At 65.3% G+C, this 25,759-nt stretch carries 17 protein-coding genes and 1 tRNA gene; 7 read left to right on the top strand and 11 right to left on the bottom strand.

Annotated elements, in window-relative coordinates; all coding sequences use genetic code 11:
* Positions 1-116: 116 nt before the first annotated feature.
* The gene (locus KF688_02490; protein MBX3424525.1) at positions 117-1,796 is read right to left on the bottom strand and encodes a ribulokinase; all 1,680 of its coding nucleotides are present in this window, start codon (positions 1,794-1,796) and stop codon (positions 117-119) included.
* Between the two features lie 548 nt (positions 1,797-2,344).
* Here KF688_02490 and KF688_02485 point away from each other — a divergent pair.
* Positions 2,345-3,340, top strand: coding sequence for a PmoA family protein (locus tag KF688_02485; protein ID MBX3424524.1), 996 nt, complete (start codon positions 2,345-2,347; stop codon positions 3,338-3,340).
* 300 nt (positions 3,341-3,640) lie between these two features.
* Complete coding sequence (msrA, locus tag KF688_02480) at positions 3,641-4,774, top strand: peptide-methionine (S)-S-oxide reductase MsrA (GenBank protein ID MBX3424523.1); 1,134 nt, start codon at positions 3,641-3,643, stop codon at positions 4,772-4,774.
* A gap of 137 nt (positions 4,775-4,911) precedes the next feature.
* On the opposite strand, the gene KF688_02475 is transcribed toward msrA, so the two are convergent.
* Positions 4,912-5,583 carry a hypothetical protein gene (locus tag KF688_02475; protein MBX3424522.1) on the bottom strand — a complete coding sequence of 224 codons (672 nt, stop codon included), beginning with the start codon at positions 5,581-5,583 and terminating at the stop codon, positions 4,912-4,914.
* 297 nt (positions 5,584-5,880) lie between these two features.
* Here KF688_02475 and KF688_02470 point away from each other — a divergent pair, with 297 nt between their 5' ends.
* Positions 5,881-6,681 carry a hypothetical protein gene (locus KF688_02470; protein ID MBX3424521.1) on the top strand — a complete coding sequence of 267 codons (801 nt, stop codon included), beginning with the start codon at positions 5,881-5,883 and terminating at the stop codon, positions 6,679-6,681.
* A 186-nt stretch (positions 6,682-6,867) separates the two neighbouring features.
* On the opposite strand, the gene KF688_02465 is transcribed toward KF688_02470, so the two are convergent.
* From KF688_02465 to KF688_02430, 8 genes are all read right to left on the bottom strand, one after another.
* Complete coding sequence (locus KF688_02465) at positions 6,868-8,889, bottom strand: hypothetical protein (protein ID MBX3424520.1); 2,022 nt, start codon at positions 8,887-8,889, stop codon at positions 6,868-6,870.
* Positions 8,890-9,180: 291 nt separating this feature from the next.
* Positions 9,181-12,900: a methionine synthase gene (metH, locus tag KF688_02460; GenBank protein MBX3424519.1), complete on the bottom strand. Its 3,720-nt coding sequence runs from the start codon at positions 12,898-12,900 to the stop codon at positions 9,181-9,183.
* A gap of 763 nt (positions 12,901-13,663) precedes the next feature.
* A complete protein-coding gene (locus KF688_02455) occupies positions 13,664-14,767 on the bottom strand; it encodes a hypothetical protein (protein MBX3424518.1) in 1,104 nt (367 codons plus the stop codon).
* A gap of 467 nt (positions 14,768-15,234) precedes the next feature.
* The gene (locus KF688_02450) at positions 15,235-16,008 is read right to left on the bottom strand and encodes a hypothetical protein (protein ID MBX3424517.1); all 774 of its coding nucleotides are present in this window, start codon (positions 16,006-16,008) and stop codon (positions 15,235-15,237) included.
* Positions 16,009-16,090: 82 nt separating this feature from the next.
* Positions 16,091-16,987, bottom strand: coding sequence for an aminotransferase class IV (locus tag KF688_02445; protein MBX3424516.1), 897 nt, complete (start codon positions 16,985-16,987; stop codon positions 16,091-16,093).
* 122 nt (positions 16,988-17,109) lie between these two features.
* A complete protein-coding gene (locus KF688_02440; protein ID MBX3424515.1) occupies positions 17,110-17,859 on the bottom strand; it encodes a hypothetical protein in 750 nt (249 codons plus the stop codon).
* Positions 17,860-17,926: 67 nt separating this feature from the next.
* Positions 17,927-18,514 (bottom strand): DUF1572 family protein, encoded by a 588-nt coding sequence (locus KF688_02435; GenBank protein ID MBX3424514.1) that lies wholly within the window; start codon positions 18,512-18,514, stop codon positions 17,927-17,929.
* Positions 18,511-21,741: a family 78 glycoside hydrolase catalytic domain gene (locus KF688_02430; GenBank protein MBX3424513.1), complete on the bottom strand. Its 3,231-nt coding sequence runs from the start codon at positions 21,739-21,741 to the stop codon at positions 18,511-18,513. Before KF688_02430 ends, KF688_02435 begins: the two co-directional genes overlap by 4 nt.
* Before the next feature lie 325 nt (positions 21,742-22,066).
* Between KF688_02430 and KF688_02425 the strand changes: the two genes are divergently transcribed.
* The gene (locus tag KF688_02425) at positions 22,067-22,894 is read left to right on the top strand and encodes a universal stress protein (GenBank protein MBX3424512.1); all 828 of its coding nucleotides are present in this window, start codon (positions 22,067-22,069) and stop codon (positions 22,892-22,894) included.
* Between the two features lie 195 nt (positions 22,895-23,089).
* On the top strand, positions 23,090-24,457 hold the full coding sequence (locus KF688_02420) for an MFS transporter (protein MBX3424511.1): 1,368 nt from the start codon (positions 23,090-23,092) through the stop codon (positions 24,455-24,457).
* Positions 24,458-24,550: 93 nt separating this feature from the next.
* On the opposite strand, the gene KF688_02415 is transcribed toward KF688_02420, so the two are convergent.
* A tRNA-Cys gene (locus tag KF688_02415) sits at positions 24,551-24,622 on the bottom strand.
* Between the two features lie 282 nt (positions 24,623-24,904).
* Here KF688_02415 and KF688_02410 point away from each other — a divergent pair.
* Both KF688_02410 and KF688_02405 read left to right on the top strand, forming a co-directional pair.
* Positions 24,905-25,267, top strand: coding sequence for a hypothetical protein (locus tag KF688_02410; protein MBX3424510.1), 363 nt, complete (start codon positions 24,905-24,907; stop codon positions 25,265-25,267).
* Positions 25,268-25,383: 116 nt separating this feature from the next.
* On the top strand, positions 25,384-25,749 hold the full coding sequence (locus tag KF688_02405; GenBank protein MBX3424509.1) for a hypothetical protein: 366 nt from the start codon (positions 25,384-25,386) through the stop codon (positions 25,747-25,749).
* Positions 25,750-25,759 lie beyond the last annotated feature (10 nt).

Genomic DNA, 25,759 nt, shown 5'->3' with positions numbered 1-25,759 from the left:
ACAAAGGGCGAGGGGTAAGGAAAGGACTGGCGATGACGACAGTATGCCGAACTTAAGCGACGAGCGACAATCTTTCACGCCTCGGGGCTCACAGCGTGGGCCTGTTGCCCGAGGCCTCACCCCTTCCGCACCTCTTCGCGGATGGAAATCAGTTGTTTCATGACGGTTCCGATCCCTTCGCCTGCCGAGACCCCGCCGAAGGCGTCGTGCAGGACGCGGTACAGTTCGTACAGTCGGGCGTAAGCGCGGGCCGCGTTCGGGTCGGGTTGGTACTCGGTCGGTTTGAGCCCGGTCATCGCGGTTTGGGCCTCTTCGACCGACTCGTACGCTCCCGCGGCGACGGCGCCGAAGATTGCCGCCCCCAACGCGCAGGTCTGAGCCGAGCGGCTGATCCGCATCGGCCGGTTGCAGACGTCGGCGTAGATCTGCATGACCACGGGGTTCTTCTCGGCGATGCCGCCGCAGTTGATCACTTGCTCGACGGGGACGCCGTACTCCTCCAGGCGGTTGATGATCGTCAGGGCGCCGAACGCGGTCGCCTCGACCAGGGCCCGGTAGACCTCGGGGGCGGTCGTGTGGAGCGTCTGTCCGACCAACAACCCGCTCAGCCGGTGATCGACCAGCACGGTGCGGTTGCCGTTGTTCCAGTCGAGGGCCAACAGACCGCTTTCGCCCGGCTTGAGCTTGGCGGCCGCGGCGGTCAGCTTCTCGTGGGCCGCGGCGTCGTTGCCGAACTCGGCGGGCGAGAGGTAGCGGACGAACCAGTTGAAGATGTCGCCGACGGCGCTTTGGCCCGCTTCCAATCCGTACATGCCGGGGAGGACCGACTCGGCGACGATGCCGCACAGCCCCGGGACGTCGGGAAGCTGCTGCTCGAGCGGGGCGACCATGCAGTCGCAGGTGCTCGTGCCCATGATCTTCACCAGGGCCCCCTTGCCGCAGCCGGCGCCCACCGCCCCCATGTGGGCGTCGAACGCCCCTACGGCCACGGTCACGCCCGGTTGCAGGCCGACTTTCTCGGCCATCTCGGGAGTCAGGAGTCCGGCGCGGCGATTGGCTGGCAACGCGGTGGTCGTGTATCGGAACCGCGATAACCCGGGGTCGAGCGCATCAAGGAACTCGCACGCGGGGAGCCCGCCCCACTCCTCGCAGTACAGCGCCTTGTGCCCCGCGGCGCAGACGCTGCGCGCGATCCGCTCGGGAGTGAGCGTGCCGGTGACGTACGCGGGGACGAAGTCGCACAACTCGACCCAGGAATGGGCCGCCGCGGCCACTTCGGGGGCGGTGCGCAGGCAGTGGAGGATCTTCGCCCAGTACCACTCCGACGAGTATGTGCCGCCGCACTTGGCAAGATAGGGGCGCCCCTGCCGACGGGCGACCGCGGAGATCTCCTCCGCCTCGGCGTGCGAGGTATGGTCCTTCCACAACCACGCCTGGGCCGCAAGATTCCCCTCAAACTGCGGCAACAGCGCCAGCGGCGTACCGTGAGCGTCGACGGGCAGGGGAGTCGAGCCGGTCGTGTCGACGCCGATCCCGACGACCAACTCGGGGGCGAATCCCGGCGTCGCGGCGGCTTTCTTCACGGCTCCCGCCACCGCGTGCTCGAACCCGACGATGTAGTCCCCCGGATGTTGCCGCGCGACGTGCGGATCGCTGGGGTCGAGCATGATCCCGGCGTCGCCGCTGGGATAGTTGAACACCTCGGTCCCGATCTCGGCGCCGGTCGCCACGTCGACGACCAGCGCACGCACGCTGTTGGTGCCGTAGTCGACGCCGATTGCGTATTGGTTGGCCATCGGGGAATCCTGCGAAGCTGGGGGGCGACGGGCGACGAGGGCGTCCAAGACGAGGCGTCGCAAGCCGCACGGCGGTGAGGACTGGCGAAGGTGCCGCTCTTTGCGCCCCGCGACGATTTTCAGCTAGCGAATTGTCGAGTGTATCTGCCCCGCAGCGGTTCGCCAACGCCCGGGAAGCGTCCTGCAAGGGGCGTCTCGAAACGCGAATTGCGGGGTTGGCGAGTTTGTCGCGATTCCCCCCGAAACCGACCGAACTTGAGACTTTGCGCAACCGCGATTTAGGTATTTTTTTGCGCTCGAATTGCCCCGCAACTGGATTCCGTGACCCGCGACCGGGACAATTCGCCAGCCGACGCGCCCATCCGACGTGAGCCGCGACGGAGTTCAATTCCAGCCGCGGAGGACTCGGAGTGCTCGACGGAAGGAGATCGCCGCAAAGTCAGCGTTATCCGCGGGCCCCTTGACCTCGCTCGGCGCCGAGGACTAGCCTCGCCCACTTGCTTCGACTTGCGTTCTTGCACTGCCCTGGTACGGAAAGGCGGCTTCTCATGCTTGGCTTGTCGGTTCCCTGGCGACGCGTTGGCGTCGTCTCGATCGCTTGGCTGGCCTTGCTCGGCGGCGAGGCGATCCGGGCGGAGCAGTTCGCCGTCAAGGAGACGCCCGACGGGGCGGTCGTGACGATCGACGGCAAGCCGTTCGCCGAGTATCGCAAGGAATCGGGGCACCAGCCGATCGTCTGGCCGATCTACGACGCCCACGGACGCGCGATGACGCGCAGCTACCCGCAAGGCCCGCAGCTGCCGCACGAGCAGGTCGACCATCCGCATCATCGCTCGCTGTGGTTCGCTCATGGCGACGTCAACGGGCGCGACTTCTGGCTCGAACCCGACAAGCAGCACCGCGGCCAGGACGACGACGCCAACCGCATCGTCCACCGCGAGTACGTCCGTTTGGCGGCGACGCCGCCGGGGGCGATCATTGCGACCCGCAACGACTGGCTGGCCGGCGAACGGCGCGTGCTGTCCGACGTGCGAACGATGCGGTTCGGCGTCCGGGACGAACTCCGTTGGATCGACCTCGAGTACAAGCTGCAAGCGAGCGACGGCCAAGTCGTGTTCGGCGACACCAAGGAAGGGTGCTTCTCGCTGCGCGTGCCAGGGTCGATGGACGTGACGGCCAAGCTGGGGGGCCGGCTGGAGAACGACCGCGGCCAGGTCGACGACGACGCCTGGGGCCGGTGCGCCGCATGGGTGAATTACGCCGGGCCCGTTGAAGGCAAGCCCGCGGGGATCGCCGTCTTCATCCATCCCCGCTGCACGCGCAGCCCCCATCGCTGGCACGTGCGAACCTACGGCCTGTTCGCAGCCAACCCGTTCGCTCGCCGCGAGTTCCCCCAGGACGACCAAGAACCCCAGGGGGGGCCGCTGACGATCGCCCCGGGCGAGTCGGCGACGTTCCGCTATCTGGTGCTGCTGCACGACGGCGATCTGACGCCCGACCAACTTGCCGATTGGCAGCAGCGCTACGCGGCCGACCGGTTGTAGCAAATCTGTCGGACCGACGTCGCTCGGGTCGTTGCTGGAACCTTGTGCGAACGCGCCCATTCCGTGGCTGGGGTCGAGCAGAGCTAGCCCCCAGAGCCGTGCAAGATTCCGTTCCCGGGGCAAAAACTCCGTAGGGTTGCGGAGAAGCGGGCGACTCACTTGCGGTTCCAATCGCCGGCCGGCCGCGACGCATCGCACAGTTCACGGCTTGCCGGCGCGGGTAGAATAGGGCTGCCGGCCCTGAGAGCCTCGCCGGCGAACGTGCTTCCCGTCGCAGCCGCTTGTGGAGGGATTGTTTTCATGTCCGCTCGTTACCGTATTGCCGCCGTCGTGACGACGGCCGTCGCTCTTGGAGGTTATCTCATGGCCGCTGAACCCTCGACCACGCCGGCTCCGCAGGCCGATGACGCTCCGGTTGCCGCTCCCGCCGAGCCGAAGCTCGAACTGGCCACGTTCGGCGGCGGCTGTTTCTGGTGCATCGAGACGGTGTTCGAGATGCTGGCCGGCGTCCACGCGGTCGAGTCGGGCTACAGCGGCGGCCGTAAACCCAATCCCAGTTACGAGGACGTCAGCAGCGGACTCACCGGCCATGCCGAGGTGATTCAAATCGCCTACGACCCGCGGGTCGTCACGTACGCCGAGTTGCTCGAGGTGTTCTGGAAGGTCCACGACCCGACGACCCTCAATCGCCAGGGTCCCGACCGGGGAACGCAGTACCGGTCGGTCGTCTTCTATCACAATGACGAGCAGCGCAAGCTGGCCGAGAAGTACAAGACGAAACTCGACGAATCGGGCGCCTACCCCGACCCGATCGTCACCGAGATCGCCAAGTTCGAGAAGTACTATCCGGCCGAGGAGTATCACCAGGACTACTTCCGCAAGAATCCGTCGAACGCGTACTGCCGGATCAACACGCTGCCGAAGCTGGAGAAGCTGAAGAAGGCGTTCGCCGACAAGCTCAAGGGGACCAAGCCGCAGCCGAACTCCGAGGACCCGAGCGACGCTAAGGAGCGGGCCGAGGCCGATTGGCGCAAGGTGAACTGGCGGGCGAAACTCTCCCCCGAGCAGTACCGCGTGACGCGGCAAGCGGGGACTGAGCCGCCGTTTCGGAACGAGTTTTTCGACAACCACGGCGACGGCACGTACTCGTGCGTCTGCTGCGGAACGCCGTTGTTCTCCAGCGAAGGAAAGTACGACAGCGGCTGCGGCTGGCCGAGCTTCTTCCAGGCGCTCGACGACAAGCGGATCGTGCAGCTCGAGGACCGCAGCCTGGGGACGGTCCGCACCGAAATCCGCTGCGCCACGTGCGACGCTCACCTGGGCCACATCTTCGATGACGGCCCCTGGCCGACCGGCCAGCGGTACTGCATGAACTCGGCCGCGATGAAGTTCAAGGACGCGAAGACCGGCGAGGTGGTCGAAGGGGGGAAGTAGGCGTTCAGCCAGAACGCCATGCTTCGCGACATCTCGGACAATGCCGAAGGCGCCGGAGCATTCGCCCAGCGGCGCTGCTGAGGGCTTCGCTGCGCACGGGCTCCCGGCGCCCTTCGTGACGGCGCCCGCGGAGTCAGTCAACTCGCCCCGCTCGCCAGCAGCCGCCGTCCGTAGTGGAGCGCCAAATCAAGCCCCGTCTTCAGCAACACCAGCAGCACGACCGCCGCTTTGTCGCTTCCCGCTTCCAGCGACGCAAACGCCCCCAGCACCACGACGACGTGCAGGATGATCAGCCGCGGGTACGGGGTGAACGCAATTGCCGCGGGGTCCTTGTCGCGCCCGCGCCCGGCGAGGAGAAACTCGGCGACGAACTCGTACAGGCGGCTGGCGGCCATCCCCCCCAGGGTCAGCCCCAGCCACAGCGGGTTGATCTTCTCCGGCGCCTTGGCGATCGCCGCGCCCCCCTCGTCGCCGACCAGCTTCACCAACATCAGCAGCCCCACCGCATGCCCGACAGCGAAGGCGCCGTAGTGGACCGCGAAAAACGCCGCGACTCCTAGCCGACTGGGCCAGGTCGGGTTGCCGCCGCGGCAGGTGAAGATCTTCAGAACAGTGACCAAACCGATCACGACGTTCTCGGCCCAGTACAGCGCGAGCACCCAGCCGGTGCTCCAGTCGAGCCACAGCACGCCGATCAGCGGCACGAGATTGGCCAGCACCAGAGCAAGCGCGGATTGCTTGACTGCGGGATCGGCGCCTTGGGACGAGTCGGCGGACGGCGGGACGAACGAGGCGGCGGGGCGTTGCATGCGTCTATTGTGCGTCGAGCGCCTGGCGACGAGCAACGCCAACCTGGCGCAAAGGCTCCAACCAATCCCGCGACTCGCCTTGCCCGTTTTGGCGAGACGGACCTACAGTAGACCGCTCTGGCCAAGCACGCAGAAGACCGCCCAGCCGTCGCCGCAACCTCCGAATTCCCCAGTGTCGCGAAGTTGCGGAGACGACGACCGGGATCGAGCGTAACGAGCCCGCAAGGACGCATGCCTGGGGGCTTCGCTCCGGCCCCAGCCACCTCCTTGCGTCCCAAACGCCAATCGCCGCTTCCCATGAAAATTTACGTCCGCGAAAACTCCCCCCGCCGGCTGACGATCGTGCTCAAACCCGCCGGTTGGATCTACTGGCTGGCGGGGCTGGTCTTCGTCGCGTTGGGCGTCGGCGCCGCGTGGCTGTTGGCGAACCGCACGACGCTGTCGGTCGCCGAGGGGGCGGTCCGCTACGAGAAACGGCTGTTGGGCCTCGTGGTCGTCGACGAGTGGACCGCGACGGCCTCCGACGAGCCCGTCGCCGAAACCGCGATCCGCGTGACGCTCGGCCCCACCATGGAGACGACCGTCCGCACCCGCGACGGGGTGAAGTGGACCAGCTTCGCCGCCGCCGACGGCGACGCCAAGGAGCAAATGGTCGCGGCGATCAACCAAGCGCTCGCCCTGCCGGACGGGACGTACCAATACGCAGAGGACAAGATTCTCCCCGGGGCGGCGCTGGCGGCGGTCTGCCTCGTCGGCGGTCTGATCTGCTGGCTGGCGATCCAGACCGTGGTGCTCGACGCCGACCGCGGCTCGGGAACGCTGGCCGTCGAGCGCCGGCTGCGACTCGTTCCGATCGGCGATCGCCGGGAGTGGCCGCTCGACCGCTTTGCGGGGGCCGCAGCGCAAGCCTCGACCCTGTCCACGGGAAAGCACCGCGTGACCAGTTACCAGGTGGTGCTGGTCGACGTCGACGGCGACGAAATGGGACTGGCCCGCGGTCCAATGTTCACCGCAGCCTCGGCCAACGAAGTGGTCGCCCTGCTGACCCCCTGGGCGAAAGGCGCCCCGCGCACCGGAAACAAGCGCAAAGGCCGCTGACCTCGGCGAGAGTAACGTGGCAAGCCAGCGGCCGCATCCCGGCAGCGATGGACGCGGATTGAGGGCGACGAGCGCGGAGCCGAGAGCACAGAAATCTCAGCACGCTTTCAGCTTTTTGTCGCGATTTGCGGGGATTGCCAGCGGGCAGTGTGCGTCCAAAGGCGTCGCCCAACCCTTCGGCGCTGTTCAGGCAGCTTCGCTTCGAGATGCCGCCGGACGCCCCCTGTTCCCCGTTCGCCGTAGAACGAGCATAAGTCCCGCAGGAATAGCCAAGCCCACTCGGCTCGGTTCAGGGACGACAGCCAGTGGCGAGATTGCGGCGCTAGCGCGACGCTGCCAATGAAGAAAATCCGAACCGTCGACGTCAGAATCTCCGTCCGCGTCGCCTTGCCGCCCGACGATTGAATCGTTGGCTCCGAAACGTTGCGACCATATCGCCAAATCGACGCCGTTCACGACCTCGTCGCCGTCAAAATCGCCGACGGCTTTGTTGGGAACCAATGCGAGCTGCAAGGCATTTTCAGTTCGTCGTAACGTGAGAATGTCGCCGAAGTGGAAGTTGGTCATTGTCATCCTCAATTGCGGTGACAAATCCACACTCTGCGCGGGTCCGCCGCTCTCGAAAGACACCGAATGTTGTAACGCGGGGAATTCGAACGCGCTTGCCTCGGCGATCGTGTATAGAGCAGGCTCAGTCAGCGAGACGTCGACCGATCGCACGACATTTACCGTCATTGACTCTGCGAGCAATTCGCCCGTGACCTGCAACCGCGTCCGGTGTGCGTCCGTGTCACTTGGACCTCGAATGTAAACGCCGAGCACGCCTTTCGCGTTCGGCAAATAGCGGACATCTCCTTCGATCAAGAGCGATCCGGCGGCATATGTAGAGTCGTAGGCCCCGGGGCGGATCTCTCGACCGGCAGGGACGACGACTTGGCCTTCGATCGTACCGCGACCGCGGAGAGCGACGAGAGTCGAGCTTCCGCCAAGAAATCCTAAATTGAATCCGCCTGGAAACTGCGGCAGTTCGAGCCGTCCCCCCGTATCGACTGTCAGCAATCTGCTCGTCGGGATCGACGTGAGAACCGCCGTGCCGTTCCGGACCGCAAGTTCCCCGGTTCCGAGTTGATGATTCTGAAATACCACCGTTCCGGAGCCGGAGGTTACGACCTTTCCGACGCCGTAGACGTTCTGCGAGTACTCGACGGTATCCGCGCGATCAAATTCCAGCGTGGAAGAGGCCTGAGGCAGTATGACGGCTCCGCCAAGGCTCCCGGAACTGGCGCCATCGCCGATGATGACGCGACCGTTGATCGTAGTCGGCCCGCCGGGATTGTTGTCGTTCGCAAGTCGGACCGAGCCGACGACGGACACGTCGCCGGGACCGGTGATCTGACCGGAATAGTTCATCGTGCCGGACAGCGTCAGCAAGGCGCTGTTGATGAAGTCGCCGGAGACGGTCCCGGCGGTCGTGCCGACGGTCAATCCTCCCTCGTTGACGTACGTTCCCCCCGAATGACGCAACGAATCGCCGTTCACGGCGACATGGCCTAAGCCGGTCTTGCTCACACGCCCAGGCCCGACGGTAGCTTCGTTGAAGACCCGAGGCTGGGTCGGGTGATAGAACGGGAGGTACTCAAGCGTCAGATCGCCGTCGAGCAGAAACTGATGCGTCGGCAACCCGATGACTCCGGCGTTGGAATTCCACGCCAAGGCCAGTTTCAGCTCCCCCTCGGCGACGACGACGTCGCCTGAGAAACTGTGGGAGAACGCTTGGTCGCCGAGCGTCAGAGTTCCAGATCCTGTCTTTCGCAGGCCGACCGACGACTGAAACCTCCCCCCGACGACGGCGTCGAAGTCGGTTCGGAATTCCCCCGGCGCCAGCGAGTTGGGCCCCCCGTCCACCAACGGGATCACGGTCCACAGGTCCTGCGGAGCGATATGAAATCCAGGCGCCTCAAAGCGCATTCCATGGAGGGGACTTGTATTCCCGCCTGTCCCGTTCGACCAGGCGAGGTAGGGGACTCCCCCTTCCTGGAACACGGCGACGTCGCCCGCTTGCCACGACGTCGGATTGGTCCAATTGCCCGCACCCGACCAGTGAGCGCTAGCCGCTCCCGTCCAGACGTTGTCGGCCCCGCGCACGGAACCCGCCGCGACAAGCAGCCCGATGGCCGCCGACACCATCCTTCCGGCGATCGCACGCATATCTGTCTCAAGCGAGGGAAAGTGAGATCGTTCCGCGAAGTTCCCAGTATAGGCGTGCCAGATCGTCGTCAACGAAAAACGATCGCTCTTAACAGGAATTTGTCCGCTGGCCGTCGAAACGCTTTCTGCCTGGGCGACGGGCCCCGATTTTGCCGAGCGCCGAAAACAGCTTCGCGACCGCCTGAGTCGCGCACGACGAGCCTTGCATAGAGTTTATCCCCCCATCCTGCCCGCCCGCTAGAGAAATGCGGCTCAGTCGGGTGCTGCTGTCCGCGACGGCTCCCGCACGCCTTAACCCGGCTCGTACCCCAGGTTCGGCGCCAGCCAGCGTTCCGCCTCCGTCAGCGGCATCCCCTTGCGGCGGGCGTAGTCCTCGGCTTGGTCGCGGCCGACGCGGTCGACGGCGAAGTACCGCGACTGCGGATGGGCGAAGTACAGCCCGCATACGCTTGCCGCGGGGTGCATCGCCAGCGACTCGGTGAGCCGGATCCCCGTGCGGCTCTCGGCCTCCAACAGCGAAAACAGGGTCCGCTTCTCGGTGTGGTCGGGCTGAGCAGGGTAGCCCGGCGCCGGGCGGATGCCGCGGTACTTTTCGGCGATGAGCTCCTCGTTCGACAGCCCCTCGTCGGCGCCGTACCCCCACTCCCGCCGCACCCGGGCGTGCAGGCACTCGGCGAACGCCTCGGCCAGCCGATCGGCCAGGGCCTTGGCAAGGATGCTGTTGTAGTCGTCGTGGTCGGCGTCGAACCGCGCGGCCAGATCGTCGCACCCCAACCCTGCGGTCACGGCGAACGCCCCGACGAAGTCCTCGACCGGCCGGCCCGCCGCGTCGAGCGCCCCCAGCGGGGCGACGAAGTCGCCCAGCGCGTAGAACGTCTCCTGCCCCTTGCGGCGCCACTGCTGCCGCAGGCCGTGCAACCGGGCCAGCTCGACGTGCCGCCGCTCGTCGGCGAACAATACGACGTCGTCCCCGTCGCTCGCCGCGGGCCAGAAACCGTAAACCCCGCGAGCCGCCAGCAGTCCCTCGGCGACGATCCTGTCGAGCAGCTCGTTCGCATCGTCGAACAATCGCTTGGCTTCTTCGCCGACGGCGGGGTCGGCGAAGATCTTGGGGTATTTGCCCTTCAGCTCCCACGTCTGAAAGAACGGCGACCAGTCGATGTAGTCGCGCAACTCGGCCAGCGGGAAGTCGGTCAGCTCGCGCACCCCCGTGAACTCGGGGCGGCGGACGTCGGCCTCGTCCGCGTTCCAGGCGAACCGCTTCGCGCGCGCCTCGGCCAGCGGCGCCAACTCGACCGCTTGCCGACGGGCGTACGACGCGGCCAGCTCCGCTTGCAGCCGGGAGTTGTCGGCGACGAACTCGTCCCGCCGCTCGGCGCTGAGCAGCTTCTCGACGACTCCCACCGAGCGCGACGCGTCGAGCACATGGGCGACGCACCCCTGGTACGCGGGGGCGATCTTCACCGCCGTGTGCTTGGCGCTGGTCGTCGCCCCGCCGATCAACAGCGGCATCGTCATGCCGGCCCGCTGCATCTCGCGAGCGACGTGCACCATTTCGTCGAGACTGGGGGTGATGAGCCCCGACAGGCCGATCATGTCGACCCCGTGCGCGCGGGCCGCTTCGAGGATCTTCTCGCAACTGACCATCACGCCCAGATCGACGACCTCGAAGCTGTTGCAGCCCAGCACGACCCCGACGATGTTCTTGCCGATGTCGTGGACGTCGCCCTTGACGGTGGCCAGCAGCAGCTTGCCGCGGGCCTGCCCGACGGTGCCGGCGGCGATCTTCTCCTCCTCCATGAACGGGGTCAGGTGCGCCACCGCCTTCTTCATCACCCGGGCGCTCTTGACCACCTGGGGCAAAAACATCTTCCCGGCGCCGAACAGGTCGCCGACCACGCTCATGCCGTCCATGAGCGGTCCCTCGATGATCGCCAGACAGCTTGGGTACTTCAGCCGGGCCTCCTCGACGTCCTCGTCGACGTACTTGACGATCCCCTTGAGCAGGGCGTGCTTGAGCCGCTCCTCGAGCGGGCCCTGCCGCCAGGCGTCGTCGACCTCGGCCGTCTTGCCCGCCTGGCCCTTGAACGACTCGGCGTAGTCGACCAGCCGCTCGGTCGCGTCGGGGCGACGGTTGAGCAGCACGTCCTCGACCAGTTCCTTCAGCCGCGGCTCGATCTCGTCGTAGACCTCGAGCTGCCCCGCGTTGACGATCCCCATGTCGAGCCCGGCGTGGATCGCGTGGTACAGAAACGCCGAGTGCATCGCCTCGCGCACGACGTCGTTGCCGCGGAAGCTGAAGCTGATGTTCGACACCCCCCCCGAAACGTGCACTCCCGGACAGGTCCGCTTGATCTCGCGCGTCGCGTTGATGAAGTCGACCGCGTAGTTGTTGTGCTCCTCGATTCCCGTCGCCACGGTCAGAATGTTCGGGTCGAACACGATGTCCTGCGGCGGAAAGCCGATCCGCTCGGTCAGCAGTTTGTACGCCCGTCGGCAGATCCGCACCTTCTCGCTCTCGGTGGCCGCTTGGCCCTGCTCGTCGAACGCCATGACGACCGCCGCGGCGCCGTATTGCCGGCACAGCTTGGCCCGACGGAGGAACTCCTCCTCGCCGTCTTTGAGGCTGATCGAGTTGACGATCGCTTTGCCCTGCACGTTCTGCAGCCCCGCTTCAAGCACGCTCCACTTGCTCGAGTCGATCATCACGGGGACCGCCGCGACGTCGGTCTCGCCGGCCGCCAGACGGAGGAACTTGGTCATCGCCGCTTCGCCGTCCAGCAGCCCCTCGTCCATGTTGACGTCGACGACGTTGGCGCCCCCCTCGACCTGGCCGCGGGCCACCTCGAGGGCTTCCTCCCAGTTCTCGGTCTTGACGAGCCGCTCGAACTTCTTCGACCCGGTGACGTTCGTCCGCTCGCCGACCATCACGAAGTTGCTCTCGGGGCGCAGCGTGAACGGCTGCGTGCCGCTGAGCCGCAGCCACGGTTCCGGCGACGGCGGCACATGGGGCTTCGCGCGGCGGACCCGCTCGGCGATCGCCCGGATGTGGTCGGGGCTCGTCCCGCAGCACCCCCCGACGATGTTCACCCAGCCGTTGTCGGCGTACTCGCCCACCATCTCGGCCATGGCCGCCGGGCCGAGGTCGAACGCGCCCATCTCGTTGGGGAGCCCCGCGTTGGGATGACAACTGATCGGCACGCCGGCCACCTGCGACAGCAGCTCGATGTGCGGTCGCATCACGTCCGGCCCCAGCGCGCAGTTCATCCCCGCCGACAACATCGGGAAGTGGGCGATCGAGTTCCAGAACGCCTCGATCTGTTGGCCCGAGACGAACGTGGCGCCCCCCTTGTCGAACGTGGCGCTGACCATCACCGGGACGCGGTTGCCGGTCTCGTCAAAGTACCGCTGAATGGCGAACAGGCACGCCTTGAGGTTGAGCGTGTCGATGACCGTCTCGGGAAGCAAGAGGTCGACCCCCGCCTCGACCAGCGCCGCGACCTGGGCGTAGTACGACCCCTCCATCTCCAGGAAGGTCGTCCCGCGATACGCCGGGTCGTCGACCTGGGTGCTGATCGCCGTCTGCTTGGTCGTCGGCCCGATCGACCCTGCGACGAACCGCGGCCGCGCGGGGTCTCGGTCCATCGCTTGGTCGCACGCCTTGCGGGCGCAGTCGACCGCCGCGGCGTTCAGCTCGGGGATCAACTCCGCCGGCAGGGCGAACTCCTCCATCCCCACCGGGCTGGCCCCGAACGAGTTCGTCTCGACGATGTCGGCCCCCGCGTCGAGATACCGGCGATGGATCGCCGTGATATCGTCGGGCCGGGTGAGGCAGAGCACGTCGGCGAAGTTCTTGAGGTCCTTCGTATGCCGGGCGAACCGCTCCCCCCGGACGGCCGCCTCGTCGAGCCCCAACAACTGGATCTGCGTCCCCATCGCCCCGTCGAGGATGAGAATCCGCTCGGCCATGAGCGATTCGAGCAGGGCGGTTTTGTCACCGACGTAGGGCATGGGGCGGGGGTTCCGTTGCTGCAGGGCGAGTAGGGGGACCGACGGGCGCGAAGCCACCCATGATATACTGTGCGCCCGGCAAGACGAATGGCCCCTGGATCAGGACACTTGCAGCCCGCAGGACGTTCAGCCGGACCCGCGGGGCTCCTTTTCGCTGCTCGCTCAGCGCTTGCCAGGAGGGCCTGGCTTGCCTTCTCCCAAGCTCATTTGGACCAAGACGCTGCACGACCTCAAGGGGCATCTTGCCTGCGCCAAGGTCACCGGCAACCTGGCCCAGCGGAGCACGGCGCCGACTTCGCTTGCTCAATCACAACCGGCAACTTCGCCTGGAACGCCGCCTGCGCCCCCGACGAGGCCGAGCAAGCCGGGACAAACGAATCGCCCCCAACTGGCGCACGATCAAGGTGGGCGGTGTGTTCATCCCGAAGGACCCCAGCGGGATTGATAACTTACGAGCGCGGTCAGAAGCGCAGAGCCGTCGCGTCGTGCGGCGCGAGAAGCGCTTCTTTGTCGCGGACAGATGAGACGCGACTCTGAAACGTGAGCGGCGTTCCAAGCAGGTTGGTTGACAGTCCGCCCGCAACCCAACGAAATTGCATCGATAGCATTCTACGGAACTTCGTGGGGGTGAATCTTCACAACAAACTCTTCAAAGGCGCCGAAGGCAACCGGGGCAAGCTTGAGGAGGCCTCGTTTGCGGAAGGTTTCATCGAAGGACTTGCGAAATCTCGTAGCGAGCCAAGAATCCCATGAGCCGCAGGCGTCATCGGTTCCGGTCGACTGCCTCGAAGGAGGCTGCGATAACCAACAAGTCATCGCGTGCCAAATCAGAGACAATCTCAACCCAAGTTCCATCTTGCTTGAAGACAAGGATACTCAGGGCCCCGTCAACCTCGGGGTCCGACAGCTGAAATAAACGCCCAGCGAACTCGATCTCTTCCCACTCCAGTCGATCATGAGCTTCAGGGTCAAGTTCCGCGCGCAGGTGAAACCAAAACCGATTCGAGGCTCCCCGATAGTTGATGCCGAGACTCTCCGGCAGCTTCCCCCGCGCCGGCTCGTAGTGAACATCGCATTCTCCAAACTCGGGTCTCATTTTTGGAAGCACAACCGTGAAGGGAACCATGCCAATTGCCGCCTCTATCGTCGTTCGCTGAACAACAGGCACGGCATCCCGCATTTGCTTGCCAGACAGCGGCTGCACGTCGAAAACGCTGTCGTCTATCGTTCCGTTGAAAGCCACTTGAACAACTTCAAACGTCTCGAAAGAATGGCCCTCTAAGTTCGCCCGAATTGACAAGAGTGACGGGAACTCCAAATCAGCCGCGAACTCAAATTCGTCCGCCTGAGTTGGGAGCCAATGAGGCCAAATCTTGTCGGCTGAAATCGGCACGGCACGGATTCGCACGCAATCGCGTCCGGCAATCTGGCACTCTCCCGTATGCTCCAGCGTCAGCGATGCAAACAACCGGCGAATGAGACGACGGTCAAAGTGGCGACGGAAATCAATCGGCAATGAGTCGCCGTCGCGATTGCCGCGTCTCGGTTCCTCGGCAATTTCGACGCTGCCGTCTGCAACACGCTTGAGCCGTTGATTGCCTATTGAAACTTCAACCGTTGATTCTGTTGTGCCGTCTTCGACTCGTGTCTGATCCTCCCGGACCATATCTGGCATCCTTGCCCAGAACTTCAAGTCAAAATGCGATTTGGACTCTGTGGTTCGCCGCTTCTCTCGACCAATGGGACGCCGCCGCGACAATTTGCCAGTGTTCGTTTTGAGCCGCTCGCGTCGGACTTGGGCCCAAATGGTTTGGGGTAGGCTACCGCTGCCGTAGAACGATTCGAGAAACTCGCCGAGAAGCGACATTGAAATTCCCCTCGTGTTGGAAGTCGGGTTGCCAGCGGACCGGAACCCAACCTACGAAACTGGAGTCGTCCAGAAGCGAGCGCCGCTTGCACGGAATGCGATCTCGAACGGTGACCAACGTACACCTGCTTCGCACTGCTGGGCAAAGCCAGAACTGGCACGCTTTCATAGCGTGTCCTCAAACCACCGCCGTCCCGCTCGTCGCCGTCAACTCCGCGAACAGTTTCGTCAACTGCTCATACCGCGGCCGCTTCTCGCCGCCGATCGGCCGGCCGTCGATCTCGAAGATCGGGGCCGGTTCGGATCAGCCAACTTCGAACTAGGCTTTGTCCCAAAATCATGAGCGGACGGCGCTAGCCGCCGGTGAACTGCCGCCAAGGCCTCGATCGAGCTTCATCGGGGGTTAGCGCCCGCCGCTCATCTTTGAGTTTCGGGACAAAGCCTAGTATCGGGCGACCCTTCGCAGCTTACGTCTTGGAAGGATGTGACCAAGTGAGTATCACTTCGTTTGAATTTCGACTGAATACCCAGATGCATTCGAAGGGGCCGCTTCCTTCAGAGTCGATCAGATTGGAGAACTCTTTTTGCCAAAGACCGACTATTCCAGCGGCGTGGCTGTACGTCCACACTACTAGATGAATTGGAAGCGTCGTCTCATAGGTCTTCTTTATCTTGTCTCGAATGCGAGGCACCACAGCTATTCCAACTGGGCAATAATTTGAATTGACATGAAACATGGGGCCTTTGTAGGCGCCTTGAGTGGGAAATGGTTCGCAAAGAATTGAAACGACCTGCGACTTCTTCAATGAATGACTGCCGGTACCATGCTGATTCAAGGTTGATAGTATGTCAGATATTGCTCTGCTGCATGTTTTCTTCGTCGCGGTGTCTTTGAATCGTATTGTTATTGAGTGGTAAAAGAACCGCTCTGGATTGCAAATCTCACCATCCTTCACTCCCTGGACAAAAGCTCTTTCTATCGCACACGCAAGCGTGTGGTTCTTCATGACAACGCTGTTATACGCAATTGACTTACCTGGTTTGGCTTTGTCGTCTGTCTCATCATCCGCTTCCACCAACTCGAATGCAATCGTTCCATCACCAATGGTGTCGCAACGGATGTCGGGTTCCGGTGGTTTCCGATTTTCCGCCGTATCAACCTTCAAGTTCAGCGGACAAGCGGCTGCGAATTCGCGAAACGCATTTAATTCCACCTCCTCCTTGCGTATTCGGTCGTTCATCTCAAGCGAACTCCAACTAACAAAGGCTTCCGAGGGCACGACTGGCTAGCCCGGAAACGCAGACTGCATCAGTATTCCAATTTCAAACCACCGCCGTCCCGCTCGTCGCCGTCAACTCCGCGAACAGTTTCGTCAACTGCTCATACCGCGGCCGTTTCGCGCCGCCGATCGGCCGGCCGTCGATCTCGGCGATCGGGGCCAACTCGCCCATTGTGCCGGAGCACCACGCCTCCTCGGCGGTGTAGAAGTCGACGAGTCCCAGGTCGGTTTCCGCGTGGGGAATGCCGTGCTCGCGGCACAGGTCCAGCACCGTCGAGCGCGTGATCCCCTCGGGGCACGCGACGGTCCGCGGCGTGAGGACCCTTCCCCCCGCGACCATGAACAGGTGGGTCGCGTTCGTTTCGGCGACGAACCCTCGCTCGTCGAGCAGCACCGCGTCGTCGGCCCCCGCGGCGTTTGCCTGGATCTTTGCCAGGATCGACACCAGCAGGTTGTTGCTGTGGATCCGCTGGTCGAGCACGTCGCAACTCGGCCGGCGGATCGCGCTGGCGACCAACCGCAGCCCGGTCTTGTCGTACACGGGTCGTTTGAACTCGGCGAGCACAATGAGCGTCGGCCCGGCCTGATTGAGCCGCGGGTCCATGCCGCTGGTGATCTTCACCCCGCGGGTCAGCGTGAGCCGGATGTGCACCTCGTCGCGCATGCCGTTGGCGGCCAGCGTGCGGCGAATCTGCTCGGTGATCTCCTCGTGCGCGGGGATCGCCGCGAACGCCAGCGCCTGGGCCGATCGCCGGAGCCGGTCGAGATGCTCGGCAAGCTTAAAGATCCGCCCGTCGTACAGCCGCAACCCCTCCCACACCGCGTCCCCCCCTTGCACCACCGAGTCGAAGGGGCTCACCCCCGCCTCGTCGCGATGCACGAGCCGGCCGTTGACGTTGACGATGAGATTGCGATTACGCTCGTCGAATTTCTGGAGCATGAAACTTTGCAAAGTTGAACACAAAGAAATGGAACGCGGATGAACGCAAGCTCGGGCGGATCGACGTGAAGCGGACGCGAATCAACTCCGCGGTCGTCCGCTCCATCCGGGCGACCCGAGTCCTAATCCCCTGGCGCCAGAGTCATCCGCTGGCCGTGCAGTTCGGCGTACAGCGATTCGCAGTCGCGCAGCACCGGCAGCAGACGCTCAGGAACTTCGTCCCCCTTCGGCCGGTACGAGCCGAACGTCGTCGTCCGGTACACCTTGTCATACCAAAACGGCGCCCACGCGCCGTCGGTGTCGCGCTGCCCCGGGGGCCACTGGAGCATCTCCTCGTAGAACGGCAGCCCCAGCCGCGTGCAGAGCGCCGCGAGCATCCCCGCCGGGTCGTCGAGCACGTCGCGGGCGTCGAGGATCGGCGGGTCGACGCCCAGGTCGCGCCGCAACTGCGCGAGCAACTCGACCTGCTGCGGCAAGCCCGTGTCCTCGGGACGCGGGTCGGGCAGGAACTCCAACAGCGAGGTGAGCATCTCGCGCGGCTCGCGGATCAGGAGCACGTTCGCCAGCCGGTCGATCCACTCCCGACCCACGCCTGGCAGCAGGTGGTGGGCCATCTGCTTCTGGTAGAACACCGTCTTTCCCTCGGGGATCGGCCCCGTGAGCCAATCGACGACCTTGGCCCAGTCGGTTTCGTGGGCCGCGACCGTCTCGGCGAAGCCCGGGTGATGCCGGGCGTCGGTCGCGACGAGATAGTGGGCGTACAGCGGCTCGTCGCACACGAACGCGTCGGGCCGAGCCCCCCAGGAGCGCATCATCGCCGTGGAAATATTCCGCGGCCCCGACCACATCGCCACGCGTACGCCTACTGCCATCAACAAAACTCCTGCTTGCTCGCAAACGACTGCGCGGGCGGTTTGCGGAGAAAATCGCCCAAGGAAATCACTGCTGTTGCTGACGTTGCTGATCGCCGGGAATCGTGCCGTAGGCGCGTGCGCCCCAGGCTTGTTGGTTGAATTGGCTTGACCGGCCGCGAGGGATCGTCAGCGTCTCCCACTCGTCGCCGGCCCAGTGGCGGGCGAGCTGCACGATTTGCCCGACATGGTACGCCGTGTGAGCAAGCGACCGGGCGAGCGCCGCCGGCACGCTGAACCCCTCGCCGCGAATGGTCACGGTCCGCCCCAAGTCCTCCGGCGCCAGCGCGGCGAGCGTATCGTGCAGGGCGCCCCACCCCCGTTCCCAATCGGCCAACAGCTCGTCCCGACTCGCATAGTCGTCGACAAACTCCCCGTCGCGATCGCGGTCCGGCTTCTCGCCGTCGCTCGCCAGGAAATCGGTCCACCGCGAGCGCAAGTTCCCCGCAACGTGCTTCATGACGACCGCGATCGAGTTCGTGTTCGCGTCGAGGGCTTGCCGAAGGGCGTCGTCGGGCAACTGGGCGACCGCCCGATCGGCGAGCAGCTTGTGATACGCAAACGCCGCGGCCGCCGCGTCGAGCGTCTCCGTCGCCAAGTCCAGGGCCTCGCTCATTTGCCGTTCCGAATTTGAAAGCGGTGCTCCCCCGCGGGAAGCTCGACGCTGAGCGTCCCTAGAGTCGGGACGGGAATCTGTTCGAGTCCGCTCTCCGCCAGCGGCTTGCCGTCGACGACGACGTCCCTTTCCGGCGAGAGATCGGCAAGCGTCAGATACGCCGTCGTATTGGCCGGGACGACGCATCGCAATTCGATCCCGCCGCCGCTTCGCCGCCACTCGGTCTCCACGGCGCCGCGAATGCCGTCGTAGCGAACGCGACAATGATCGAGCGCCGGATCGAACACCGGCGCGATCCGCATCCGTCGCTGCCCCGGCAGGACCGTTTGGAAGCCCCCCAGATTCTCCGCCATCCAGCCGTACACGGCGCCGAACGAGTAATGGGCGAACGAGTTCATCCCCGCGCTTTGGAATCCGCTCTCGGGAGTCCACCCGTCCCATCGCTCCCAAATGCTCGTCGCGCCGTGGTTGATCGAGAACTTCCACCCCGGAAACTCCTCCTGATGGAGCAGCCGCAGCGCCACGTCGGTCCGGCCGATCTCCGACAAGGCGAGCATAAGGTCCTTCGTCCCCACGAAGCCGGTCGAGAGGCGGTTGCCCCGCGCCTCGATATTCGCGACCAACCGGCGCGCCGCCTGCTCGCGCATCGGGCCGTCGACCAGCTTGCCGACGATCGCCAGGACGTAGCAGCACTGCGTGTCGCCGCGGATGAGTCCGTCCTCGGCGACGTACTCCTTGTTGAACGCCCCTTTGATTCGCTCGAACAGTTCGCCGTACCGTTTCGCGTCGTCGTGCTTGCCCAGCACCCGCGCGGCGCGCCGCAGCAGGTCGACGCTCCGCGCATAGTACGCTGCGTAAATCACTTCCTTGGGCGTATCGGCGTTGATGCTCAGCCAATCGCCGAAGCAGTGAAAATTGTCCGGCGGCAACACGCCCTCCTTCGAGCGGTTGCGGCAGAACTCCACGAACCGCGCCATCGACGGGTACTGCCGCTCCAACAGCGTCCGATCCTCGTACGCCAAGTACATTTCCCACGGGCAAATGACCCCCGCGTCGGCCCAGGCCGGGCCGCCGTCGTCGCCGGCGACGATCAGCGGGGCGACCATCGGCAACTGCCCGTCGGCCCGCTGGGAGTCGGCCAAGTCGACCAGCCACTTGCGAAAAAACGCCTGCACGTCCGCGTTCAGGCACGCCGTGCGGGCGTACACTTGGGCGTCTCCCGTCCAGCCGAGCCGTTCGTCCCGCTGCGGGCAGTCGGTCGGCACGTCGATGAAGTTCGCGCGTTGGGTCCACTTCACGTTCTCGTACAGCCGGTTGAGCTTCGGGTCGCTGCACTCGAACTCGCTCGCCCAGGGGGTGTCGCTCGACAGGGCGATCCCCGTCACCGCGTCGGCCGCAGGCGGCTCGTCGACGCCGGTCAGCTCGACGTATTGGAACCCGTGAAAGGTCTGCCGCGGCTGCCAGGTTTCCTCCCCTTCGCCGCGACACGTGTAGCGGTCGACGCACCGAGCGTAACGAAGATTGGTCGTGTACAGCGTGCCGTCGTCGTTCAGTCGCTCAGCGAAGCGAAGCTGCACCTGCTGCCCGCGGCGGCCGCGAACCTTGAGCCGCGCCACGCCGGCGAAATTCTGCCCCAGGTCGAACACGTAGACCCCGGGGGCCGGTTCCGTGACGCTTTGCGCGGCAAACTCGCCCACGACGACGACCGGCGGTCCCGGATGCCGCTCGATCGCGGGGGAGACCTCGGCGCCGACGTCGACCGGAGCGCTTCGCTCAGCGGCGAAGCCCGGTTCGTTCCACCCCGGCGCCTCGGCGGTGGCGTCGTACTCCTCGCCGACGAGGATGTCGGCGACCCGAGTCGGGCCTTCCATCGCCGTCCACGACTCGTCGGTCGCGAACGTGGCGCTCGAGCCGTCGTCGTACTCGACCCGCAGCATGGCCCGCACGCGCGGCGCTCTGCCGTAATGATCGCGGTCCGAGTCCCAGCCGATTCGCCCGCTGTACCAACCGTCGGCCAGAAGGGCGCCCCAGGCGTTTTCGCCTTGCCGAACCAGTTCGCCCACTTCGTACGCCCGGTAGTAAACTCGTTTGCGATAGTCGGTCCACCCCGACGAGAAGTAGTCGGCGTTCACCGGCCGGCCGTTGAGCGACAGATCGGCCCACCCCAAGGCGGCCAGATAAACAGTCGCCCGCTTCACCGGTTTGGCGATCTCGAACGTCCCCCGCAGGTACGCCGGGGGAGCGGTCACGTCGCTCCGCACGACGAGCTCGCCCCAGGGTTGGCTGCCGAACGGCGCGAGCACCCGCACTGGCTTCGCGTCGTCCAAGGGCAACGCATGCCACGGCGAACCGCCGGGGGCGGCGCTTGTCCACGTGTCGTCGGTCGTCAGCACAAGCTCCTGCATGTCGGCCGTCGCCACGACCAACCGGGCGCAGATCCCCGCTGGCCCCCCTTGGTTGTGACAGGCGACGCGAATGTCGTTCTGGCCGGCCCGCAAGTAGGGCCGCACGTCGACGACCAGCGGCTGCTTGAGCGAGCGGGTCAGCGCCACCTGACGGCCGTTCACGTGGACGTCGCCCGTATCGTCCGCCGCGATCGTCAGCTCGGCCCGAGCGATCCGCACGTCGGCGGGCAACTCCCAAATGCGGCGATAGATGCGCCGCGCCGCGGGAGCCTGCTCCGGGTCGTCGGCTGCATGGCCGATCCACTGGGCGCCCGCCAACTCCGCAACCGGCGGCTTGCCGTTCGCGGCGCGCGGGGCATCGTAGCCGATCCACGCGCCGACCCACTCCTGCTGATCCAACAGGCCGACCGTCCACAACGCGGGCTCGCTCCACGGCCCGCTGTCGTCGTCGCCGTCCCAAGCCATCACCTTCCAATGACACGCCTGGTGCGATTTGAGCGCCGCCCCTGCGTACGCGACGCCGAACGTGGCGCCGCTTGCCGCCTTGCCCGAGTCCCACAGGTCCCCTTCGTCGGCGGCAAGCTTCTCCGGGGTCGATGCCACGAGCACGCGATACGCGCTCTGCACGGCGCCCCGCGCGGGCGACGTGACGATCCAACTCAATTCGGGTCGGGGCGCGTCGATTCCGAGCGGCTCGACGAGGTACTCGCAACGCAGCCGCTCCGCAGCCAGGCTCCCCGACGATTCGGCCGCAAGGGCGCATGCGGCCGCCCCCGACAGCCATCCGGCCAGCAGCAAAATCCCCGCGGTTCGTACGGCCAAGCCAGCCCCTTGAGAATCCCGCAGAATCGCCCGCATTCGTCCGCCTCCGCTATGAAAATCGACCCACTTTGGTTGCACGCCATGGTAGCCGGCAGATCGTCCCGCCGCGAGTCGCGCCAGCCTGCGAGCAAGGGAACGAATTTTGCTCATTTGTTCCGTCGCGGGACGAACGCGTCGGCGCTGGGGCTGCCCGTGGAGGGCCCCCGCGGCTCGCCGTGCGCTTGAACCCGCTGGCGCAAACGCCGCTGGGTGATAAGATTTGGGATCTGCGACGACTTGCGGCGAGGTTCCGCCGTCGCGGCGTCCATGGGCAGGAGCGGCGAACATGATCAAGCGCATCCTCGTCGGTCTGGGCGAACTCGCCCACTCGCGTTCCGCGGCGGCCAAGGGAGTCGAATTGGCCCGGGCCCACGGCGCCGAGTTGACCGGAGTCACCCTGTTCGATCCCGACCGGCTCGACGACTCCGGCCCGGTGCCGATCGGCGGCGGGGCGTATGCCAAGGAACTCGAAGAGTCGCGCCTCAAGGCCGCCGCCGAGGGAATCGCCGTCGCGACCGAAGCCTTTCTCTCCTGCTGCGAAAAGGCCGGACTCGCCAGCCGAGTCATCCACGAGAAGGGAGACCCCCTCACCCAACTCGCCGCCCATGCCCGCTACCACGACCTGATCGTCTGCGGCCTGCACGGGTTGTTCGAACACGGAGTGATTAACGAACCGTCCGATCTGATCGCCAAGATCGTCCAGGCGGGAATTCGCCCGATCGTGGCCGTCACCGCCGAGGACCGCCCCGTCAAGCGGGTGCTGATCGCTTACAGCGGCTCGATGGAATCGGCGAAAACGATGAAGCGTTTCGCCCAATTGGGCCTGTGGCGCGACGCCTCGCTGCGGATCGTCACGTTCAACGACGACCCGGTGTTGGGAAACGAACACTTGGCCGACGCGGCCGAGTACTTCCACGCCCACGGACTGCGCCCCAAGGTCGAGTGCGTCCACGCCGACCCGCAGGACCACCTCATGGAATACGCGGGCCAAGTCGGCGCCGACCTGATCGTCATGGGCAACAGCGCCAAGAGCCTCATTCTGCGGCGAATCTTCGGCGAAACGGCGCTCCACGTCATGCGCAACACGAACGTGCCGCTGTTTCTGGCCCAGTAAAGGGCAAGACGGTCCGGACTGCCGCGCCGTACGGGATTCGCCGCACGAGCATGCCGCGTGTCGCGAGCCGGAACGTCGCGGGCCTCAGGCTTCCGTCGCTCGCGACGGCGGATTACACTCAGGCCTCGCTTGGTCGTCGTGCTCGCCTCGGCGCAGCAATTCTGCTCACCGCGTTCGCTTTTCGGGAGTCTCGCCTTGGGTTCCGTCCGCACGCGTCTGTCGCTGATGATGTTCCTCCAGTTTTTCATTTGGGGAGCATGGTACGTCACAGCCGCGAAGTTTCTCGGCCTGATCGGATTTCAGGGAGACGACATCGGGTGGACCTACGCGGTCGGGCCGATCGCCGGGATGATCTCGCCGTTCTTCGTCGGGTTCGTCGCCGACCGCTTCTTCTCCACAGAACGAGTTCTGGGCGTCATGCACCTCGCGGGAGGAGCCGTCATGCTGGCCGCGACCGGCATGATGCGCGGCGAGTCCCCGTCTCCCGGACAGATCAACCTGATGCTGTTCGCGTACATGCTGACCTATTACCCGACGCTCGCGCTGACGAATTCGCTGGCGCTCCATACGATGCATGATCCGGAAAAGGAGTTTCCGCTGATCCGCGTCTTCGGCACGATCGGCTGGATCGTCGCGGGGATCGCGCTGTCGGTCCTGAATTGGGGCAACACGATCAACATGTTCTATCTGGCCGGGGGCGCCGCGCTCGCCATGGGGCTGTACAGCTTCACATTGCCCCACACCCCGCCCCCGGCCAAAGGGGAAGCAATCTCCGCAAGCAAAATCCTGGGCCTCGATGCGCTGGTGCTCCTGAAGAACCGCAGCTACTTGGTCTTCATGATCAGTTCGTTCCTGATCTGCATTCCGCTGGCCTTCTACTACCAACTGGCCGAGCGGACGGTGACGCAGGCCGACATTGCCAATCCTGCGTTCAAGATGACCTTCGGGCAAATGTCCGAAATCTTTTTCATGCTCGTCATGCCGATGTTCTTCGTGCGGCTGGGAGTCAAGTGGATGTTGGCCGTCGGTATGCTCGCCTGGGTCGTGCGTTACGTGCTGTTCGCCTTCGGCGCCCCGGACAGCGTCCAGTGGATGGTGCTCTTGGGCGTCGCCTTGCATGGCATTTGTTACGACTTTTTCTTTGTCACCGGTCAGATTTACACCGACAAAGTCGCCCCGGCGGGCATTCGCTCCCAAGCCCAAGGGATGCTCGTTCTGTTCACCCTGGGCCTCGGGATGTTCATCGGGGCCAAGGTGGCGGGCCGCATCGAGCAGAACTACACCCCCGCGACATACAAGGCCCTCAACGAGGAAGCGCTCGCGGCGTCTGTGAAAGCTGAAGAACTCGCCGGCAAGCTGGCCAAGGCATCGGGCGCCGACCGCACCGCCCTGCAAGCCGATTGGGATGCCGCGAAGGAATTGGCGAACGACAAAAACGTCGCTGCCCTCAAGACGCTCGACTGGAAGATGATCTGGGGCATCCCGGCCGCCTTGGCCGGGATGATCATGCTGGCGTTCATCGCCGTGTTCAAAGCCGATAAACAGCCCGCCGCGGCGACGTAGTTCAGCCGCGTCTGGAACCGTCCCGACAAACGCAACGAGCCGCGAATCGCCCCAGGGCGATTCGCGGCTCGTGCTGTTGCAGGCCGTCGGAAGAGGCGCCGCCCGGATTCGAACCGGGGATGTCGGATTTGCAATCCGATGCCTTAGCCACTTGGCTACGGCGCCGCGTCGGTCTGTGAAAATTACGGAATCGCACCGAGCGGGTCAAGTGCACGTGTTGTATCGGTTAGGGGTCCCGGGCAACTTGAGGCCCGTTTGCCGCCGGCGCCGGTCGACCGCTCTGGTCGCCGCATGCTGCAGACGCCGATAGCAGCGGTTCGATCTTAAGCAACGACAAGCCGCCGAGCGTTGCGCCCGCGTCGGCCCCCAGTTCCCCAGACGCCGAGTTCACCCCCCGAAGTTCGGCCGTCCGCCGCGCACTACGCCCCGTTAACGGAGAACCCCGTCATGGTCGACGCCATCCTCTCGTTCCTGCAGGGCAATCTGCAGCGCCGCCTGGAAGCCATCGTGCGCCAGGTGGCTGACCTGAGCATCGAGGGGGTCGTCGACGCGGTCGAGGGACGAACTGCCGGCATGTCGCTGTGCGAGCTGCGCGGCTACATCCGCGCCCGGGCCGGCGGCGAGATCCGTCGCCAAGCACGACTCGTATTGTCGCGACACCCGGGAGCCGATACCGCGTGGGAAGCCGAGGTCGTCGCCCGCGCCGCCGATCGCGTCGCCCCGCTGGCGATCCGGCGCTTGGCGAGCGTCGCGTACCGCAAGCCCGCGCTGCCGTTCGAGCCGGGCTTCACGCCCGCCCGCGCCGCCTGACCGCAACGGAACGAGGGGGACCGACAGGCCACGCGCCGCCTGGGCGACGCACGGCTCCGGTCGCGAACAAAAACCGCCCCTCACTCCGCCGGAAACTTGCTTGCGAGAGCGCGCCGATGAACTCCGCCGAATACCCTTCGCTGCCGTCGTTGGCCGGTTGCCACGCGCAGTTGGCCGCTGACGCCATGCGGGTCGAGCAACTGGTCGACGCCCATCTCGACGAAGTCGAGCGGCTGTTCCGCGCCGCGACCGCAGGGGATTGGGATGCCGTCGCCAAGCTCGCCCGGCAGTTGGCCGCGCGTCCGGCCGACCCGGAGCAAGCCGAGGTGGTCGTCGCCGCCAAGGCCCTGGCCCGCGACTTCCGTCGCGATCGCCCGACCCGGGCCGCCGAAGCGCACCTCAATCAACTGCTGCAAGCCTGCCGCTCGCTGAAGGAGCGCCAACGGGGCGAGCGAAGAGGCCCCTCGGGAGTCGCCGGCTGAACTGCGACGC

Source organism: Pirellulales bacterium (genome assembly GCA_019636345.1).
Lineage (GTDB): Bacteria > Planctomycetota > Planctomycetia > Pirellulales > Lacipirellulaceae.
This window is presented reverse-complemented; position numbering and strand designations above follow the sequence as displayed.